Source organism: Nocardia sp. CS682, from assembly GCF_004634405.1.
Classification (GTDB): domain Bacteria; phylum Actinomycetota; class Actinomycetes; order Mycobacteriales; family Mycobacteriaceae; genus Nocardia; species Nocardia ninae.
This window is the reverse complement of the sequence record NZ_CP029710.1, coordinates 8,176,587-8,194,047: the sequence shown is the minus strand read 5'-3', so window position 1 is coordinate 8,194,047 and position 17,461 is coordinate 8,176,587. Positions and strand designations below refer to the sequence as shown.

Sequence of the window (17,461 nt, the reverse complement as noted above, 5' to 3'; positions counted from 1 at the left end):
ATGGCACCGATCAGCACGACGGTCGAGATCGATCGCACACCGGAGGTCGTGTTCGCCTACGCCACCGATCCGACCCGCTTCAGCGAGTGGCAGAGCGGTGTTGTCGGCGGGCATATGGACGGCACAGGCCCGATTGCGGTCGGCCAGAAGTGCATGACTACGCGAAAGATCGGATTTGCCGAGCGCCCGATAACCTCGGAGGTCACTCACTTCGAGGCGCCGCGCACCTGGGGTGTACGCGGAGTCGACGGGCCCATCCGAGCCACCGTCGATGTAACCGTCGAGCCGCTCGATAACCGCAATCGCGCCAGGCTGACCATCGATGTCGACTTCGAAGGACACGGCATCGGCAAGTTGATCGTTCCGCTCGCCGTCCGACGGCAAGCTCGCAACGAGATGCCGGCCAACCTGCAAACGCTCAAGCAGAATCTCGAAAACGGTACTACCGGAGTCTGAAACGCTCCGGCATCTGCTGCACAACGACTGATCCACCAAGAATGACACCGCACCCGTTCCGCGGTGTGCCGAGACTCGAAATCGACTTCGGCACACCGCAGGACAGAACCTATTCGCTCACAGACGATCGAGGCCCTTGCCAAAGACCTTCTGTTACATAAAGTTTCGCGTGTGCAGCGCCGACAGATCAGCTGCCTCATCGGGGGGAAATCCGAGATGAATGAGCCTACGCTGCCGGCCGTCGTTCATCTCGGACTGCAATTTCATCACCGCGTCGTACCCCCTGGCGATGGAGCGCGGCGTCCAGTCCCCCGCGGCCAAGACGACCAGCGAGTCGAACACATCCTGGTTGAGTCCGGACGTGTCGACCAGAGCCTCGTACCGGCGCTCTACTGCACCTCGCAACCGCACTCGCACAGCGGGATCGAGCTCGGCTTGGTACTGCAGATGGGCGACGCCGAACGCGACGTGTCTGGCCTCGTCCCGGCGAGCGAGTCTGGTCACCTGCCGGGTGACAGGGTCTGGGGCGTTGTTGTCCAGGAACTCGAGCAGGTTGAGAAAACTGCCCTCCCCTAGTACCGACAGCAAGAACGACGCCATCGAGAAGTCGGGTTCGTCCAGCAAGGTCGCGAGCGACTGGCGACCACTCACGGATGAGGTGCCCATCTCACCACCCAGCAGCAACGCTCGACGAGTGAATACTTCGATGTGGCGTGCTTCGTCCGCGGCCTGCACCGCTAGCAGTTGCATCACTTCCCGGAAATGCGGATGGATGCGAGCGAGCAGCTTCGACGGGACAACCAACGCGGCGAGTTCGTTCTCGACGAGATACGTCATCACCTGGTTCACCGCCTGCTCGACCTCGGGCAGGTTGGTGAACTCGGCATCCCACTGCACCGCAGTGTTCGGATCCCATTGGGATGCAGCCGCATTGGCATATAAGGATGGCGCGATTTCAGCCCATACCAGGTCGCGGTCGGTAATATCGAATGGCGTTTGGGGACCGCCGGTTTCGATGAGTGCTCCGCGTGCTGCCAGGCCCCAGTCACTCGGCGGTGAGGCAACAATCTGATCGCTGCGCGGTCCCCCGGCCCGGCGCGCGTCACCCCAGCGGTCCAGATCAGCTCGACCGCGGGTGACCCACACGCGGACACCGAAGTCGGTGTCCAGCGCGGGTCGGACCTGGTGTCCGCGTTGCCGACACCAGGCCTCCAAGTGGACCCTCAGGGCCGGGTCAGCGCCTGTGACGCCCAGTTCCTGGCCCGGCGCCAGCTGCTGCAGTCTGCGTTCTATCAGCAGGTGGGCGCCGCGCTCGAAACCGAGATCCTCCAGGTCGAGAATGCCGGCCTCGCCGGTGGTCACGGGCTGTAGTCCTCACCTTTGACCTGCCCGTGCTCGTCGTAAAAGGATTCTTGATCCACTGCGGTTTCGAGCAGCGAGTAGCCGGTCGTGCGCCCCTCCTGCCACCTGGTCAATCCTTCGAGATCGAGCAGGGGACGGACTTCTGGATCGGCGTAGGACATCGAGAGCATCGACTTCTTGAACTCCTCGACGCGATCCCTTGGGGCGGTGTCAATTACAGTCATATTGCAATGGTCGTAGGCTGGCGTCTGCGCCAGTACACGCACGCGCCCGCTCGGGATTGTGCCCTCACGACTGAACAGCAGATGATTCGAATCGATCACTGCCGCAGCTTCGACTTCACCGGACAACAGTGCGCGAATCGCGTCCCGTTCGCCACCGATGTGGTCCCCATGGAGCCCGACCCCGACATCGAACCGGCGGATCTGGACGTTCTGCCCCGGAGTGAGCCCCGCTTCGCGGAGAAACGCGCTCGGAATGAGCCGAGCTTGCGGTGAGTCGACTGCTCCCATAGCAACTGATCGATTCTCCAGGTCGGAGATCTTCTCGTACGCGGAATCGTTGCGCACCAAGAACACCGATGTAAGGTCACGATCGGTATCTCGCATGAACAATGGTTCTGCTTCATGCCCGAGAGCACGTGCGAGACGTACTGTTCGGATCCAGGCCAGAGGTGAATTCCACGCCGCGTCGATACGTCCCGCCGCGAGGTCTTCTGCTTGGCGTTCGTAGTGGGAGTACAGCACAAAGTCGAATGGAAATTTCTGAGCTTTCAGCCAAGCTCGCATACCGGCCCAAATCGTTACGACTTTAGGGTCGTACGCGACCGCGCCCATCAGGAAAGTCATCGTGGTGTCCTCGGAATCGTTGGACGCTCAGAACAGTGGCAGACCGAGGCTGGCTCGACCGACAAAATCGTGCAGCGCTTCGGTGGTCGGCGCCATCACCCTGGCCGCCAGCGAATCTCGGAATCGTCGCTCGACGCCCAACTCCTTGCGGAATGCCGAGCCACCGCACAGCCGCATGACTCCGTCGGAGACCTCCGCAGCCGCCTCGGCGGCTACCGCCTTCACCTGTAGCACTCTCAGAGTGGCGTCCGCACGACCCGAACCCAACGCCGACAAAGTGTCTTGCAAGAACGCGCGAACCTCATCTGTCCGAGTGAGCAAGTGCGCGTATTGCGCTCTTTGGGTTGGCTGTTCGGCAAGCGTCTGCCCGAGATGGGCCAAGGTAGTGCGTTTGAGGTGCTCGCCGGCTTCGGTGACCAGAGACTGCATCAGACCGACGCAAAAAGCGGCGTTGAGCACGAGGAACTGGGGTAGTGCAGTTTGCAGCGCGATATCCAGCCCTGCGCCATCCGCGCCGAGTATGGCGTCTTCAGGAACCTTGACATCCTCGCCCGTGACCGGACTCGATGAATTTCCGCGCAGGCCAAAGCCATCGAACCTCTTCTGCACGGCCAATCCAGCAGATTTACTCGGCACGAACCACAGAGTCATCGGCCCGTCCGCGGCGAGCGGACGACTCGACCAGACGTAGCTGTCGGCCTCTCCAGCCGATGTAATCCAGCTCTTGCTCGCGTCCAGTGTGACCGTTCCGTTGTCGGTGCCGGTCGCCGAGCTGGTGGGAGCCCAGAAGTGACTACGCGAGCCCGCCTCGGAGAATGCCAGCGTGGTCAGGTGTTCTCCTGCGCCTATCGCCTCTCGAATGTCCTTGGGCCCGTGTGCTTCCAAGATGGCCGTTGCCGCATAGTGCATCAACAGGACCATTGCAGTCGATCCGCAGGCACCGGCTAGCTTTTCGATCACCTCGGCGGCGTCTCCGAGGGAGGCACCTTTACCGCCGACTTCGGTCGAACTGAGTAAGCCGAGCAGTCCGGCATCCCCCAGCGCCCGTATCCCTTCTCGCGGAAAATTTCCCGTGGAGTCGACCTGGTATGCCTGTGGTCGAATTACTTGATCTATCACCGAATCGAGTGCATCTGATTGATTGGATTCCACGACAATGTACCCCCATATCATTCACAAGCCACGGGCATTCTTGTCCCACCGTCAAGTTGTTGACAGACGGGAACTGGAGCTGGGTTCAGAAATTAGATCCAAGCGGAACTGGATGATAAACAGACTAGCCGCTCTGCTTGCGACCCGTCCAGGTTTCAATGAGATTTGCAAGCTCGCACAACGCCGGCGACGCGAGCCGACAACGCTGGATCCGTTGTCGCACAAGGACTGTTCGACGAGCAGATTTTGACGATCATCAAAGGTGCTGGCAGCCAAGTCAACCCGCTACGAGGTGACTGTCGGAGCCCGCAACGGTCCGCAGCACGACACGGTCTCCGTCGACGTCGAGCCGGACCGCTTGCCCGGGCTTGACCTTCTCACTGAGCACCATGTCACTGAGCGGGTCTTCGATATATGTGCGGATGGCGCGGCGTACCGGCCGGGCACCTTCGGCCAGGTCCCCGCCGAAGTCGGCAAGGACTTCCCGGGCCGACTCGGTGACCGTAAGTGTGATGTTCATTCGCGCCAATCGCTCGGCGAGGTGCACAAGCTGCAGATCCACAATGTCGCAAAGGTTCTCGCGAGTGAGCTGCGGGAAGACGATGACGTCATCGAGTCGGTTGAGGAACTCCGGGGAGAAGTGCTGCTTGATCGCCGACGTCACCATGGCAGTCAGGTACCGGTACCCATCACCATCGCCTGCGAAGCCGATCGGTCCCTTTGCGGCAGCACGTGTCCCGAGGTTGGTAGTCAGGATGATCACGGTGTTCGTGAAGTCCACCCGCCGCCCTGACGAGTCGTTCAGGTGTCCATCGTCGAGGACCTGCAGCAGGATGTTGAAGATGTCGATGTGCGCCTTCTCGACCTCATCGAACAGAACCACCGAAAACGGCTTCCGGAGCACCTTTTCGGTGAGCTGTCCGCCGTCGTCATAGCCGACGTACCCGGGCGGCGATCCGATCAGCCTCGAGATGGAATGGCTTTCGGTGAACTCCGACATGTCGAATCGGATGAGGTGGCTGTCATCGCCGAACAGGAACTCGGCCAGCGCTTTCGCAAGTTCGGTCTTCCCGACGCCGGTAGAACCAGCGAAGATGAACGATCCGGCCGGTCGCCCCGGATCGCGAATCCCGGTGCGGCCCCGCTTGATCGACTTCGTCACCGCCTCGATGGCCTGGTCTATCCCGACCAGGCGCTCGTGCAGATAGACGGGCATTTCCGTCAGGCGGTGAGCTTCGTCGGCGCCGATGATCGCGACCGGGATGCCAGTCTGTTCCGCTAGAACAGCCGCGACGTCGTCGGCTTGGACGCCGGACTCGGGCGCGTCGAGTCGCAATGCGACCTCCGCGGCAGCTTCGTCTACGAGGTCGATTGCCTTGTCGGGCAAGAACCGTGCGGGAAGGTACCGGCACGCGAGTTCTATTGCGGCGTCGATGGCCGACTCCGTGATGCTGACTTGGTGGTGCGCCTCGAGTAGTGGACGCAGCCCGAGCAAGATCATGCGCGTGTGCACCGGCGTCGGTTCGTCGACGTCGATTCGCTGGAACCGCCGACTCAACGCCGAATCCTTCTCGATCGTTTGCCGGTATTCCGATGGCGTAGTGGCGCCGATGAGCTTGATCTCGCCCCGGCTCAGGATCGGCTTCATGATGTTCGCGGCATCGATCGAACCCTCGGCGGCACCCGCACCCACGATCGTATGTACCTCATCGACGAAGAGGATGATGTCGCCTCGCTCCCGCACCTCGGTCAGGACCTTCTTGAACCGTTCTTCGAAGTCCCCTCGGTACCGCGATCCGGCAACCATCGATGCGACATCGATGGCATAGACTTGCTTGTCCCGCAATGACATTGGGACCTCGCGGAAGGCGATCTTCCGTGCCAGGCCTTCGACGATTGCGGTCTTCCCGACGCCCGCATCGCCAATCAGCACGGGATTGTTCTTGTTCCGCCGCGACAAGGTACGCGTGAGATTGTGTATTTCGCGGTCGCGGCCGATCAACGGATCAAGTGCATCCAATGCGGCATCTCGAGTCAGGTTCCGGCCGAATTGGTCCAGCAGCTGCGAGCCTGCCGGTCGAAACGGTGCGGGCAGTGGTGCCGTCGCGGTAGGCGTGGACAGCGCTGTGATCGTGTCTTGGACAAGTTCGCCGAGCGGCACGCCGAGGCTCAACAGAATATCGGCACCCAGATTGGACGCGTTCTCGGCGACGAGCGCGAGAACGATGTGCGCCGGCTCGGTCATGGCATCGCCGCGCTCACGAGCCTGTGCTTCAGCAGCCTCTAGGACGTGTGCGGCGGTGGCGGTGAGAGGAATTCGGTCCAGTTGCTGCGGCGGCCCTTCACCGAGAATGAAGTGGAGCTGGTTGTGCAGCGACGTCAGGGACACGCCGTACTCAGCTAGCACCTCGGCCGCGGGGTTGACCCGATGGTCCACAACCCCGAGGAGCAGATGTTCCGTGCCGACGTGGGGGTGATTGAAGCGCCGTGCCTGGCGTTCAGCGAGTTCCACCACTTCGACGCTGGCAGGACTGAAGGCGTTGTGCACTCGAATTCTCCCGACCTTAGAGCAAATTCGCCATTATGTATGGTGCCGCTTCGATTTGGAAGTCCATCTCGGGCGCGAACTTGTTGACCGTCCCCTCCAAAGCGATTAAACACAGCAGGGGAAAGGTCATTTCTGGGTCCGCGTAGTAGCCATTGCGCTGTTGGATACGGAACAGCTGAACCGCAAACTTTGGCACCGAGAAGTGGGCGACATCTTGCTCGGCGGACTCTTCGACGAGTTCGACGACTTCCCTGCGGAAACGGTCGGGGTTTCGCCCACGGCCGGTGGAGCTTGTTGTCGAAAGCACTATGTCGGCGCAACTATGACCGTGCCCGTTGACCATTCCACCGAAGAACTGGGTGAACCGGTCACGCGCGAACTCGCTCAGGAGGTGGGCGAACCCCACATCCAGGAGTGCAACCTTCCCGCTGCTCAGCAGATAGGCGTTGCCTTGATGTAGATCGACATGAATGAAGCCATGCTCGAAAATCAGTCGATACAGCCCCCGGACCAGCGTAGTGATTCCGTGTTGCCGTTGCCGCGGAGCCGCTTGGGCGAAACCGTCACGGTCGAGATCCTCGAGGAAATTCATGGCCAGCAGATCGTCACCGCAGAACCGATCGATCGGCCGCGGAACGATGATGTCGGGCTCGTCGGTGAGCGCGCCGGCCAACATATGCAGCATGACTCGCTCCTGAGACAAGTCGAGCTGGGCCTCGATCGCGGTGCTCAACTGATCGACGATCGTCACGATCGGACTCGACCAAAACGGCGGAAGCCAGCTGAGGCCTCGCGCTGACCGGCGCATTATGGCAGTGTCGGCCAGGACCGTCCGAACAGCGCTAGGTCGACGGATTTTCAAGGCAATCGCTGCCTCCCCCGCCGGCTGGCATCGGTACACGCACGCGATCGAGCCACTGGCCACCGGTCCCGCTTCGACGGCGGCCCTAGCTTCGGCTGGCAGCTGCGCAGGTGCCTGGTCCAGCACCGCCAGCGCTTCTTCGACCGGCATCGGGGCCACGCTGTCCTGCAGCCGGGCGAGCTGGTCGGACAAGCGCATCCCGACGATGTCCGGCCTGGTTGCCAACAACTGTCCGAACTTGATGTATGCACCACCGAGTCGCTCGATTCCGTCGACCAGCGCGCCGGCAACAACGTCGGGGTAGTCAGCTCGCCGTGCGACCCGGGCACGCGCGGCGATCGCCGTGAGCCGAAGCAGCATGAGCGCGACGACACCGATACGGGCCAGAAGTACTCGTCCGCGCAGTCGGGTCGATGTCATGATGACCTCGCAAGCTGATCGAGGGCGCATTTCAGGAGCCTCGCGGACGACTCGGTTCCGGGATTGGTATCGAGCGCGACTATCGGAGTGATGCGCTCGAAAACCGTCGTTTTTGGGCTGTCAGCACGGGTGACCTGCACACGTAGCGGAAGGCGATGGTCATCAACCGTGCCGATCTCCATGACCTGCCACGCACGTTCGAACTTGCCGGAACGTTCGACGATCCGTGACACCGGGGTCGTGGATACGTCCGTGTATTGCTCCGTTACGGTCAAGCCATCGGTGCGATACACCGCGGTCGCGTCGACCGACTGATTCGTGGTCGTCGACGCGTATGGCGACCTGGCGGCGGTGACGAGAGGCTCCGGAAGCACACTCGGACTGAGCGAGCGCATCAGATCGAGGTAGCTGATATCCGTCAGTGGCAAAGTATCGAACACCTGCGGGCGTCCGATCTCACGGGGAGCTCGCATTGTCGGAATATAAGTTTTCACTCGGTAGAACCCATCGAAATGCTCCCAAATCGCGATCTCGGTGCCACAAAGTGTCAACGGCACGTCGATGCGGACAATGGTGAGCGAGCTTTCCGGCTTTCGTGCGCGTGCGAAGCTGTACCGCATCTCTCGGTGCCCTACGTTGGCCGTAACCGCGAAGGTGTAGGCCGCGAGCGGGCCGGCATCGAGATTGGCACCGACCCGCTCACGACTATTCATCAGCGAACTCTCCTACTTGCTCAGGCGGAAACGATCGTCGCGAACTCGACGGGGCTAACCGCGTTCGCGATCGGGTAGTGGTGCAGCAGAGCACCGATCTCGAGGTCGGCCGCGAGCAGCGTGCCGACTCGACGGTCACCGTCGAACAGCGCGTATGCTTTCGAGGTGCGGGACACGTCGCCGATCGGCGGGACCATGTTGACCCGAGACTCCACATCGACCCTGGCGTCACCGGTGTTGATGGTGGAGCCGAGCGCTTCGAGCTCGAACTGCGGGTACAGCGCGGTAACGCAGTTCTTCATCGGAGTCACCTCTGGATCTACCGGACCCGGAACCAGGTTCGGCGAAACAGTTGCACCCTCGCTCTTCGACGGCGTGTTGGTGACCCGAACTTGTCCGAACACATCGCTGTGTCCGATCACTTGCAGTGACAAGAACTGCGCGCCGATTGTGGCGGTGCGCCAGGTCAATTCGGCCGAACCCTCGACGCCGATCCGCGGCTCGTGCCGGCGGTAGACGCCGATACCGTGCAGGTCGACCAGGTCCTCGCCGAGGCCGTCGATGTTGACGTGGATCCGTTCACGCACAGTGAAGGCCTCGAGTGCGGCCGGACCGAGCGTGTACGGCCGGATCGTGTAGAGATTGCCCTGCCCGCCCCAGGCGAGATTGTGGCCCTTCACGACCTCTGCGTTGTGCAACGCCGAACCATCGGCGCCGGCCACGACTGCGGCCTCACGTAGTTCGTTCATGATACTTCGCGACATGGAAATACTCCGTTTGGTTTCGCGATTGGATGTGAACTGTTTTGTTTTGTCTTGGGTGGCGGCGTCAATTCCCTTGCGCAGCCAGCGATTCCAACAAACTGTCGAGAGCGTCGATGACATAGGCGAAGTCGATGATTCGCTCCGGCAAGCGGGTACTGCCTGCGGTGTTTTCGCCCAGCTCTACCGAGAGAACGTCGACCAACCGTTCGAGGTTGTTGTGCGTGATCGTCACCGGGAAATAACGGAGCTGTTCCGCGTACGCAGGGTCGGCGGTCGGCGGGCCCGGTTCGATTCCCTGGTCGGGGCCATACGCCTCTCGCCACGCGTCCTGCACCGCTATCTCGTACTGCAGAAACGGACCACGGAAATAGGGCAGCCATTTCTCGCGGAGCGCTCGCGCCGAGATGTTGCCGCGAACGAAATCGGCCGCAGCCGGCACGACCGTGGCCCGATAGTCGGCAAGCAGAGCAGTAGTATCCAAGCTTGGAATGGCGATTACGTCGGTCATAGCAATCCCGTTCATCAGGTTTAGTCGAGTGCGGGGTGACCCGGCAGCTGATTGCTGACTTCTCCACTACACCACTATCGTTTTCTCCAGTCAATATTTCACGCGCCTCTGCGAAATTTGAGCACGCTTTAGGTGACCGTAGCCTCCGAATCCACCAGGCGCGCGGTAATATTCGGGCTTGTCGCACACACTCGAAACCGAGTGCGCGAATCCTGCCTTCGGCCGCTTCGGTCGTGAGAGCAACCATTTCTGGACTCCGGAAAGGTGATCGCATTGTCGCGCAAGCGAGGCGGACAGCCCGATGACTTCTGCGTATCAGCGGTGCACGGCCCAACTACAACGAATGACGCAGTACAGATCAACAACCTCACCGTTTCCCCGCCCCCCGGCAGCCTGCGCACGGGTGATTTCTTCGCCGGTCCGACCGCCGAAGAGTTCAAGTCCGCCCTCGGCCAGTTCCTCACTGGCTTGACCGTTGTGGCCACCCGCGACGGTGCCGGACCGATCGGTATGACATGCCAGGCGTTCACCGCAGTCTCTTTGTCGCCACCGCTGGTGCTGTTCTGTGCTCGAACACAGTCGGAAACAGCCCGAGCCATTGCCGGGACGGGCACATTTTCAGTGAGCATGCTGGGCAAGAGCCAGCGAACGATCGCTGAACGCTTCGGATCGTCGGCTTCTCACGATGATCGCTTCAACGACGTCGATTGGACGCCGGGTGCGACGACCGGATGTCCCCTTCTCAACGGCGCGATAGCGCATCTCGAATGCATCTTGCGCGCATCGCATCCCGCCGGCGATCACCGGATCCACATCGGTGAGGTCGTGGCGGCGAGTGCCTACACGGATAACCCGCTGACCTACTTTCGAGGTCGCTACAAATAATTCCGGGCGAGAGAGGTCCGCAAAGATGACGAACAGTTTCTTCACCGGTGCCGAAGCACGGCTGGTTGCCGATAGATACGATTTCGCCCGCGCGACGACCGTCGTGGACGTCGGCGGGGGAAATGGTCACCTTCTCACTGCGATCGTCCAGAGTTATCCGCTTGTCGAGGGCATCTTGTTCGACCGGCCGGAGGTCACCCGAGAAGCGCGAGAGCAGTTTGCTTCCGGCGGATTGAGTGAGCGGTGTCGAGCAGTCGTCGGCGACGTATTCTCAGCGATACCACGCGGCGCTGACCATTACATCTTGAACTCGGTTCTGCGCAGCTGCGACAACAACTGTGTAGCCCGATTACTCGACGCCTGCCAGAACGCGATGGACGAGGTCAGCACTCTCCTGATGATTACCTACCAAACCAGACCCGGCAGCAACTATCGCCGCTCCAGGGACCGGCGCGAACCGGCGCTCATCGAACTCGGCGGAGCCGAACACTCGGAACAAGAGATCTGCACGCTGCTCACCCCGGCCGACCTGCGCTTGGAGGCCAGCATCGACACGCACAGTTCAATGCGTATCCTGGTGTGTCGCAAGGCAAACAGCCAATCAGTCAGTCCCGGGTCCCGTTCACCACGGCATCGTTGAGACTCGACGCGGGTTGCTGTGATCGGTACGGTGCGAGAGCGTGCCGTAATGACTGAGGAACACGGGTCGGCTCCACTTTGTCGCCGACACCGCGCATGCACGCCACTCGCTGTCGGCCACGCGCCACGACTCGCTCGGTGCCATCGTCGTAGACCTTCACGTAGGTGAACTCGAACTCGATCTGGGTCTGTGTCAGGTCGATCAAGGTCATGCGCACGGCCACGCAGTCGAATGCCGTGAGTTCGGCAAAGTACTCGCAGTCGCATTTGATCGTGAACAGCTTGAGGTCTAGGGCGATCTCGTGCACGATGTCCGGCGCCTTCTCCTTCAGAAACATCTCACGGCACCGGCCTTGCCAGCGAAAGTAGTTGGCGAAGTATACGTTCCCGACAAGGTTGGTGTCCTCGAAACCGACGACGTGGGAGATCTCGTATCGGAGCATCCTGTTCAACCCTTCTGCGCGACAGCGACGACAACCGTCGTCGGCGACGGCATGGCCAGCGTGACGACGACCGACCAGACGAGATCACGGCCGTGCCGCATGGCGAGCCAGCCCGGTGGCGTGCCTCGGCTCTCGAACGTCAATCGTGGCCGATTGACCGTGACGCCCAGCTTGGACACCGCTTCACGGGCGCTCCACACTCGGGTCGCCGCGGTGGCGAATGCTTCGTTGCCAACCTCGCTACACATCTGGGCGAGCGCGACGCCCGACATTCCGAGCAGATCGTGCCACTGTTCCGCGGTCCGTTCGTCGACCGGCTCCAGATCGCAGCCGATGGGCCGCTCGGCAATTACAGCAAGTGTCAAGCCGGTTCCGTGCGAGACACTGATGTTCTTGCCCGGCATTTCGGGCCGACCGTCGGCACGGTGGTGCAGGTTCACCAGCCCACCCGATGCCGCCGCCAACGCACGTTCACTCGCGGCGCGCCGACTGGGGATCCGGCGGGAGCTCCTACCCGCTGTTGTCTGTGCTGATGCCCGCTCGTGGTCAGCGTCCCGAACAAGCGCCATCTGCAAGGGTTCTGACAGCAGACTTTGCAAGCGCCGAGCAAGGATCGGCGCCACGAGTTCCGGAGTCCAGCCACCCGCGGGTTCGATCGCTGCGACCGCGGTCAGCTCCAACCGTTCCCACACCGCCACAAGGTTCTGTTCCTGATCACGTACGACGACGTCGTAGACGTATTTGCCGGGATCACTGGACCGCTCGACGGCGGCGAGTCTGACCTTCCCTATCTCGGTGTCTCGCCCGAACTCCCGCACCGACCCGATCCGGGTCGGAAGCAGCGTGGCGTCGGGAACACACACCTGGATCGCGTGCATGAACCCGTCTCGAGCGGCGGGATCACCCAGCACCAACCGACCTGGCTGTGTCGCCACGAACCAAGGCATTTCGCCGGCCTGTATGTCCGCGACACATCGCTGCGCCGCGATATACCGATAGTCACGGACACTGCGGAATCGGGGACCGTGGAACATGATCCGGTCGTAGAACTCGGCTTCCACGTCCATCGTTGTCGGCGGGCAGCTGTCATCGACGAAGTCTGCGAGTTGAGCCGAAATCTCCGCATCCTCGTCCGAGCCGGCGTTCCCGGTCGAACAGATCGCCCGGAAGTGGTCGGTTTGGAACGCGGTCGTAGCCGAGCGGATCGCGATCCGGACTTCGCCGCCGCGCCGCAACGCGACGGTCCGGATGGTCGTCGCGCCGTCGCTGGGGACCACGATCGGGCGCAGGAACTCGACGTCACGTAGTTCAATCGGCTGCAAGCCTCCCAGCAGCGCGACTGCGGCCTGGGCCATCGCTTCCATCCCCATGACAGCGGGAAACAGGATGTCTCCGGACAACTGATGATCGGCGAGATAGGGATCGCTGCTGACCGAGAGGTCGGCTTCGGCGACGAGCTCGATCCCCGGGAAATGAAGCCGGGGCCGCTCGAGGAACCGCAGCAACGGCAACTCCACTTCCTCGAACGCGATCGTCGGCAGCTCTCCGGTTCTGCCGAGCACCACGACCGACGAGGGGCATGATGGCGTCCCAAGCAGGTCGAGCATGATCTCGACGCCGACATCCGTCGGGATTGCCTCGATGCCTTCGCGGGTGAGTGCATTCAGCACACCCAGCCGCTCGCCCATCCCAGCTCCGGACCAGATCGACCATTCGATCGTCAGACAACGGCAGTTTCGCAGTCGTCCATCGAGGACATCGATAGCGTTCCGAAGCCAATCGTTCGCGACAGCGTAGTGGGCTTCCCCGCGGAGTCCGGCTCGGCCGATGATGCTTCCGAAGCCGACGATCAGGCGCAACTGCGCGGCCTCGACTGCCTCGACGACATAGGTAAGGCCGTCGACTTTAGCGGCGACGGTAGTGCCGAACTCCTCAGGAGTGAGAGCGGAGATCAGCGCGGGTGCGTTGACGGCGGCGCCGTGCAGGATTCCGGTGACCGGACCGAGCTCACGCGCTACGTCGGTGATCGCAGCCGCAACCGCTGTTCGGTCGGTGACATCGGCGCGGTAGTAATTCGCGGTGATACCCGCGTCACGAATCCGCGCCAGGTTGGCGGCGACCTCGGCATCGTCGGTGTCGCGTCGACCGATAAGCGCCAGCGTGCACCCACTGCGGCCCGCCAGGGCAAGCGCACACTCGACGGTGATCCCATGACCACCGCCCGTAACGACAACGACGTCACCACCGCCGACCGGGAGCGGCTGCCCACCGGTCTCGAGTTCGCGTAGTACCGGCTCGGCACGGTTGCCGCGGATGTCGTACTCGACCTCGATGAACGTCGTCGTCGCCAACACCTCGGCGAGCACAAGCTCCGCGGCAGTATCCGCCGCCAGCGGAGCGGAAAAATGAACGACTGTCGTTCTGACCGTTGAATTTTCCAAGTGAACCGTCTTGGCAAGAGCGCCCGCACCGCGGCCGGTGTCGACAACCACCAACCGGATCCCCTGCTGGATCGCTGTTTGCCCGGCGCTTAGCATCCGCTTCAATTCGACTTGCACGTCCGTGTCTCCGCAGAGCAGGAGCACTCCGTTTCCAACCGGTGCGACTTCCAGCTGCCGAACCAATACCTCAGCGAGCGGATCGTCCTGCGCCGCATACACTTCCCACGTCCCTGCCTGTTCGCCGTTCGCCTGCAGTCGCCGCCGCGGACGGGCAGTGTGCTCGACAACGAAGCTTCGAGTCCAGGCGTCGATACCGGTGAGTTCGTCGCGGGGATGGACGTCGCCGACGCGGGCAGCTTCCTCTATCGCCTCGGCGAGATGCCCAACTGTCGCGGTTGCGACGTTTGTGGTCGGCTCGGGAGCTTGCAGACCCAGCATTCGAACTGCTTCACCGACCACCTGCGTGATGGTGATACTGCTCAAGTGCAGGTCGTCCAACGGGTGCGTCTCAGGCGTTATATCGGTGACGGGAAGCTCGGTGCGTTCAGCGAGCAGAGTCCGAAGCGCGTACAACGCCGACTTGGCAGCGCGAGGCTCGTGATCATCAGTGACAGCCGTTGAGGCGCTGTCCGCCAGCACCGGATCGATCAGGTATGCCGCCTCAGGGGCTCGCTCACAAGGACTTTCGATGAAACTGAACTGCTTATCCGAAGGCATAGCCCGGCAGAAGCGCTCTGCGGTGAGACGGCCCAGATCAGGATTCGCCCCGACCACGTAGCAGGCGGCGAGCGTCTGCAAAATGCCGGCCAGCGAGTCGGAGTCCGTGTCCATCGCGACCACCGGCACACAGGGTACGACGTGGGTCGCCAGCCCGGTCAACAGGCGGCCAGGTCCCACCTCGATCAGCAAATCGCAGCTCGCGGCAAGCTTTGCCAGCGCAGGCGCGAACTGGACCGGTGCCAGGATCTGGCGTTCCAGCAATTCGATGACATTCGAACTTGCGGTCAGAGCCGTCCCGGTGACGGTCGAGTACACGCCAGGGCGCTCGATACCTCGAATCTCCGTCTTGTCGAGATATGCCCGGAACTTTTCTGCTGCGGTACCGACCAGAGGTGAATGGAATGCATGCGAGACCGCGATCTCCTGGCAGTGCAATCCCGCAGCACGCGCTCGGTCCACGACCGCGTTGATGTCGGACGCCAAACCCGAGATGACCGTCTGGCGGGGACCGTTGTACCCCGCGATCACGACGGATCCGCCGTTCAACAGGGCCGCCACGGTGCTGGACTCAGCGGAAATCGACGCCATAGTGCCTGGTTTCGCGGCCGCTGCGGATTGCATCGCCTGGCCGCGGACCGCGGCTGCGGCAACGACTTGAGTTTCATTGAACACACCGGCCCAATGCAAGGCCGTCAGCTCACCAAGGCTGTGCCCGACACAGCCGACTGCCTGAACCCCCGCCAGATGCAGCAGCCGCAGTCCGGCCAATGACGCGGTGACGATACGGGGTTGGGCGTCCTTCGTCGTTGTCCCGGCCCGGTGGTGTCCCGTTGCTCGGTACAGGTCTGCGATCGCCTCGAACCGGGGGGCGGCGATGCCGCCGTCGCCCAGGCTGGCGACTCCCTGTCCTGGGAACAAGAGCCCGATCCTCGGCGTGGTCCTCGGCGGGCCAGCGGCGAATTGTCCGCGCTCCGGCATGAATACCGTTGGTTGGCCAGCACCGAGCGTTGCGGCCAGCTCGGTGAGGCGCGCCGCCGCCTGCGCCTGGTCGGATGCGACGACTGCAGCTTTATACGGCTCCTGGGAGTCGCGCCGGGCGAGTGCGGTCGAGAGATCCCCGAGTTCGGCGAACGAACATTGCGCCGCCAACGCGCCTACTTCGCGCAGCCGCGTTTCGAGCAGTTGCGGCGTCGCTTCGGACAGGACGAAGAGCTCGCAGTCCTGCTTGCTGTGGGCGAGTCGCCGACTGAGTTCAGCATCTATCGGTACAGGAGGCTGACTGCTTTCGATGACAACGTGTGCGTTGATGCCGCCGAAACCGAGGGCGGACATACCGGCCCGGCGCGGCGAGACCACGCCGCTTCGAGGCCCGGCGGGTTCGTCGGCGGAGCTCTGGGAGTGCGCGCTCGGCCAGGGCACCGCCGCGCGGGGCAGGTCGAGCAACGAGTCTGTGGTCAGCAACGGATGTGGCCGTTGGTTTCCGGTGATCGGCGGAATGGTTGCGTGATGCACGGCAAGGACCGTCTTGATCAAAGCCGCGATGCCTGCTGCTGCCTTGGTGTGCCCGACGTTCGCCTTCACCGCGCCGATGCTGACGCGCTGACGACGCCTGTCCCGCCCGGACACAGCGCGACCGAAGACCTCTAGTTCCGCGCGATCGCCGACCACCGTGCCGGCACCGTGGCCCTCGATGTAATCGACGGCGTTGGCCGCGAATCCGGCCATGCGATAGGCACGTTCGACAGCCACGAGGTGACCGTCCATGGCTGGTCGAGTGATGCCTCCTCGACCGTCGGACGAGACTCCCCATCCCGCGATGGTTGCGTAGCTGCGCAGTCCGCGCGCGAGCGCGTCGTCCTCGCGGACCAGCACGATCATGCCGCAGCCCTCACCAGGCCAGAAACCATTGGAGCCCTCGTCGTACACCCGCATTGCCGACGTGGCGAGCGCTCCGGTCTTCGCGAATCCGACCAACTCGAACGGATCGATCGAAATATCGACGCCGCCAACGACTACCGCGTCGAGTTGTCCGGCGGCCAGCGCGTTACCTGCTGTGGTAACCGACAGCAACGACGACGAACATGCGCCATCCACGGTATAGCCGCCGCCACCGAGGTCGAAGTGGTTACAGATCCGACCGGCGATGGTGTTTGCGAGACCGCCCGCAAGGCTGTCTTCGGAGATCGGCGCGAAACTCGCCTTGAAATCCACCTCGTACGCGATGAGGAATTCAGCGATGTCCTCGGCGTCCCAGCCCCGGCGCCGCAGCGAGTTCGCCAGTGTGCGCCGCACATACGGCCACCGCAGCCGAGTCGTGTTGGCCCTGGACATGTCGCCGGTCAGCGTATTGCCGATGACGACACCGGTACGAGCTCGGTCCAGCCCTTCGCCGGCCGGAAATCCGGCGTCGTCCAGTGCGGCCGCCGCGGTATCGAGCGCTAGCCAATGCGCGATGTCGGTCGACTTGAAAGCCGTTCCGGAGACTCGATATTTGCGACGATCGAAGGCCCAACCCTCGAGCACGGCGGCGTGCGTCGCGTAGTGGCGATCCGGAGCGGCAGCGTCGGTCGAGTAGTAGTCCGCCCGGTTGAGCCGGGTATCGGGAATCGGCCGAAACGCGCGCCGGCCGGAGAGCACGTTCTCCCATAGTTCTGCGGGCGAGACCGCGTCTGGATACCGGCACGCCATTCCGACAATCGC

Annotated in this window: 13 protein-coding genes; 3 read left to right on the top strand and 10 right to left on the bottom strand. The window is 62.5% G+C overall.

What is annotated here, in order from left to right:
- Positions 1-456: an SRPBCC family protein gene (locus DMB37_RS37120; protein ID WP_135236697.1), complete on the top strand. Its 456-nt coding sequence runs from the start codon at positions 1-3 to the stop codon at positions 454-456.
- 153 nt (positions 457-609) lie between these two features.
- Here the strand turns inward: DMB37_RS37120 and DMB37_RS37115 are convergent, their stop codons facing one another.
- From DMB37_RS37115 to DMB37_RS37080, 8 genes are all read right to left on the bottom strand, one after another.
- Positions 610-1,818, bottom strand: a complete 1,209-nt coding sequence (locus DMB37_RS37115) for a ferritin-like domain-containing protein (RefSeq protein WP_135236696.1) — start codon at positions 1,816-1,818, stop codon at positions 610-612.
- Positions 1,815-2,666: a phosphate/phosphite/phosphonate ABC transporter substrate-binding protein gene (locus DMB37_RS37110; protein WP_135236695.1), complete on the bottom strand. Its 852-nt coding sequence runs from the start codon at positions 2,664-2,666 to the stop codon at positions 1,815-1,817. Before DMB37_RS37110 ends, DMB37_RS37115 begins: the two co-directional genes overlap by 4 nt.
- Positions 2,667-2,693: 27 nt before the next feature.
- Positions 2,694-3,818: an acyl-CoA dehydrogenase family protein gene (locus DMB37_RS37105; RefSeq protein ID WP_167769055.1), complete on the bottom strand. Its 1,125-nt coding sequence runs from the start codon at positions 3,816-3,818 to the stop codon at positions 2,694-2,696.
- Positions 3,819-4,095: 277 nt separating this feature from the next.
- A complete protein-coding gene (locus tag DMB37_RS37100) occupies positions 4,096-6,366 on the bottom strand; it encodes an ATP-dependent Clp protease ATP-binding subunit (protein ID WP_135236693.1) in 2,271 nt (756 codons plus the stop codon).
- A gap of 16 nt (positions 6,367-6,382) precedes the next feature.
- Positions 6,383-7,648 (bottom strand): AarF/ABC1/UbiB kinase family protein, encoded by a 1,266-nt coding sequence (locus DMB37_RS37095; RefSeq protein ID WP_167769054.1) that lies wholly within the window; start codon positions 7,646-7,648, stop codon positions 6,383-6,385.
- Positions 7,645-8,361, bottom strand: a complete 717-nt coding sequence (locus DMB37_RS37090) for a hypothetical protein (protein WP_135236691.1) — start codon at positions 8,359-8,361, stop codon at positions 7,645-7,647. Before DMB37_RS37090 ends, DMB37_RS37095 begins: the two co-directional genes overlap by 4 nt.
- 20 nt (positions 8,362-8,381) lie before the next feature.
- Positions 8,382-9,125, bottom strand: coding sequence for a DUF6073 family protein (locus DMB37_RS37085; protein ID WP_135236690.1), 744 nt, complete (start codon positions 9,123-9,125; stop codon positions 8,382-8,384).
- Between the two features lie 64 nt (positions 9,126-9,189).
- Positions 9,190-9,648 carry a hypothetical protein gene (locus tag DMB37_RS37080; RefSeq protein ID WP_135236689.1) on the bottom strand — a complete coding sequence of 153 codons (459 nt, stop codon included), beginning with the start codon at positions 9,646-9,648 and terminating at the stop codon, positions 9,190-9,192.
- A gap of 258 nt (positions 9,649-9,906) precedes the next feature.
- On the opposite strand from DMB37_RS37080, the gene DMB37_RS37075 reads away from it, so the two are divergent.
- Together DMB37_RS37075 and DMB37_RS37070 are read left to right on the top strand one after the other, a co-directional pair.
- A complete protein-coding gene (locus DMB37_RS37075) occupies positions 9,907-10,518 on the top strand; it encodes a flavin reductase family protein (protein ID WP_167769053.1) in 612 nt (203 codons plus the stop codon).
- A gap of 25 nt (positions 10,519-10,543) precedes the next feature.
- A complete protein-coding gene (locus tag DMB37_RS37070) occupies positions 10,544-11,158 on the top strand; it encodes a methyltransferase (RefSeq protein WP_135236687.1) in 615 nt (204 codons plus the stop codon).
- Here the strand turns inward: DMB37_RS37070 and DMB37_RS37065 are convergent.
- Complete coding sequence (locus DMB37_RS37065) at positions 11,124-11,600, bottom strand: thioesterase family protein (protein WP_135236686.1); 477 nt, start codon at positions 11,598-11,600, stop codon at positions 11,124-11,126. The genes DMB37_RS37070 and DMB37_RS37065 overlap by 35 nt on opposite strands.
- A gap of 5 nt (positions 11,601-11,605) precedes the next feature.
- Complete coding sequence (locus DMB37_RS37060) at positions 11,606-17,449, bottom strand: SDR family NAD(P)-dependent oxidoreductase (protein WP_370465437.1); 5,844 nt, start codon at positions 17,447-17,449, stop codon at positions 11,606-11,608.
- Between the last annotated feature and the right edge of the window lie 12 nt (positions 17,450-17,461).

Excerpts from the sequence above, each read along its gene's own strand:
- DMB37_RS37080 (WP_135236689.1), bottom strand. The coding sequence starts at position 9,648 with ATGAACGGGATTGCTATGACCGACGTAATCGCCATTCCAAGCTTGGAT.
- DMB37_RS37070 (WP_135236687.1), top strand. The coding sequence starts at position 10,544 with ATGACGAACAGTTTCTTCACCGGTGCCGAAGCACGGCTGGTTGCCGAT.
- DMB37_RS37085 (WP_135236690.1), bottom strand. The coding sequence starts at position 9,125 with ATGTCGCGAAGTATCATGAACGAACTACGTGAGGCCGCAGTCGTGGCC.
- DMB37_RS37120 (WP_135236697.1), top strand. The coding sequence starts at position 1 with ATGGCACCGATCAGCACGACGGTCGAGATCGATCGCACACCGGAGGTC.
- DMB37_RS37095 (WP_167769054.1), bottom strand. The coding sequence starts at position 7,648 with ATGACATCGACCCGACTGCGCGGACGAGTACTTCTGGCCCGTATCGGT.
- DMB37_RS37110 (WP_135236695.1), bottom strand. The coding sequence starts at position 2,666 with ATGACTTTCCTGATGGGCGCGGTCGCGTACGACCCTAAAGTCGTAACG.
- DMB37_RS37065 (WP_135236686.1), bottom strand. The coding sequence starts at position 11,600 with ATGCTCCGATACGAGATCTCCCACGTCGTCGGTTTCGAGGACACCAAC.
- DMB37_RS37060 (WP_370465437.1), bottom strand. The coding sequence starts at position 17,449 with ATGGCGTGCCGGTATCCAGACGCGGTCTCGCCCGCAGAACTATGGGAG.
- DMB37_RS37090 (WP_135236691.1), bottom strand. The coding sequence starts at position 8,361 with ATGAATAGTCGTGAGCGGGTCGGTGCCAATCTCGATGCCGGCCCGCTC.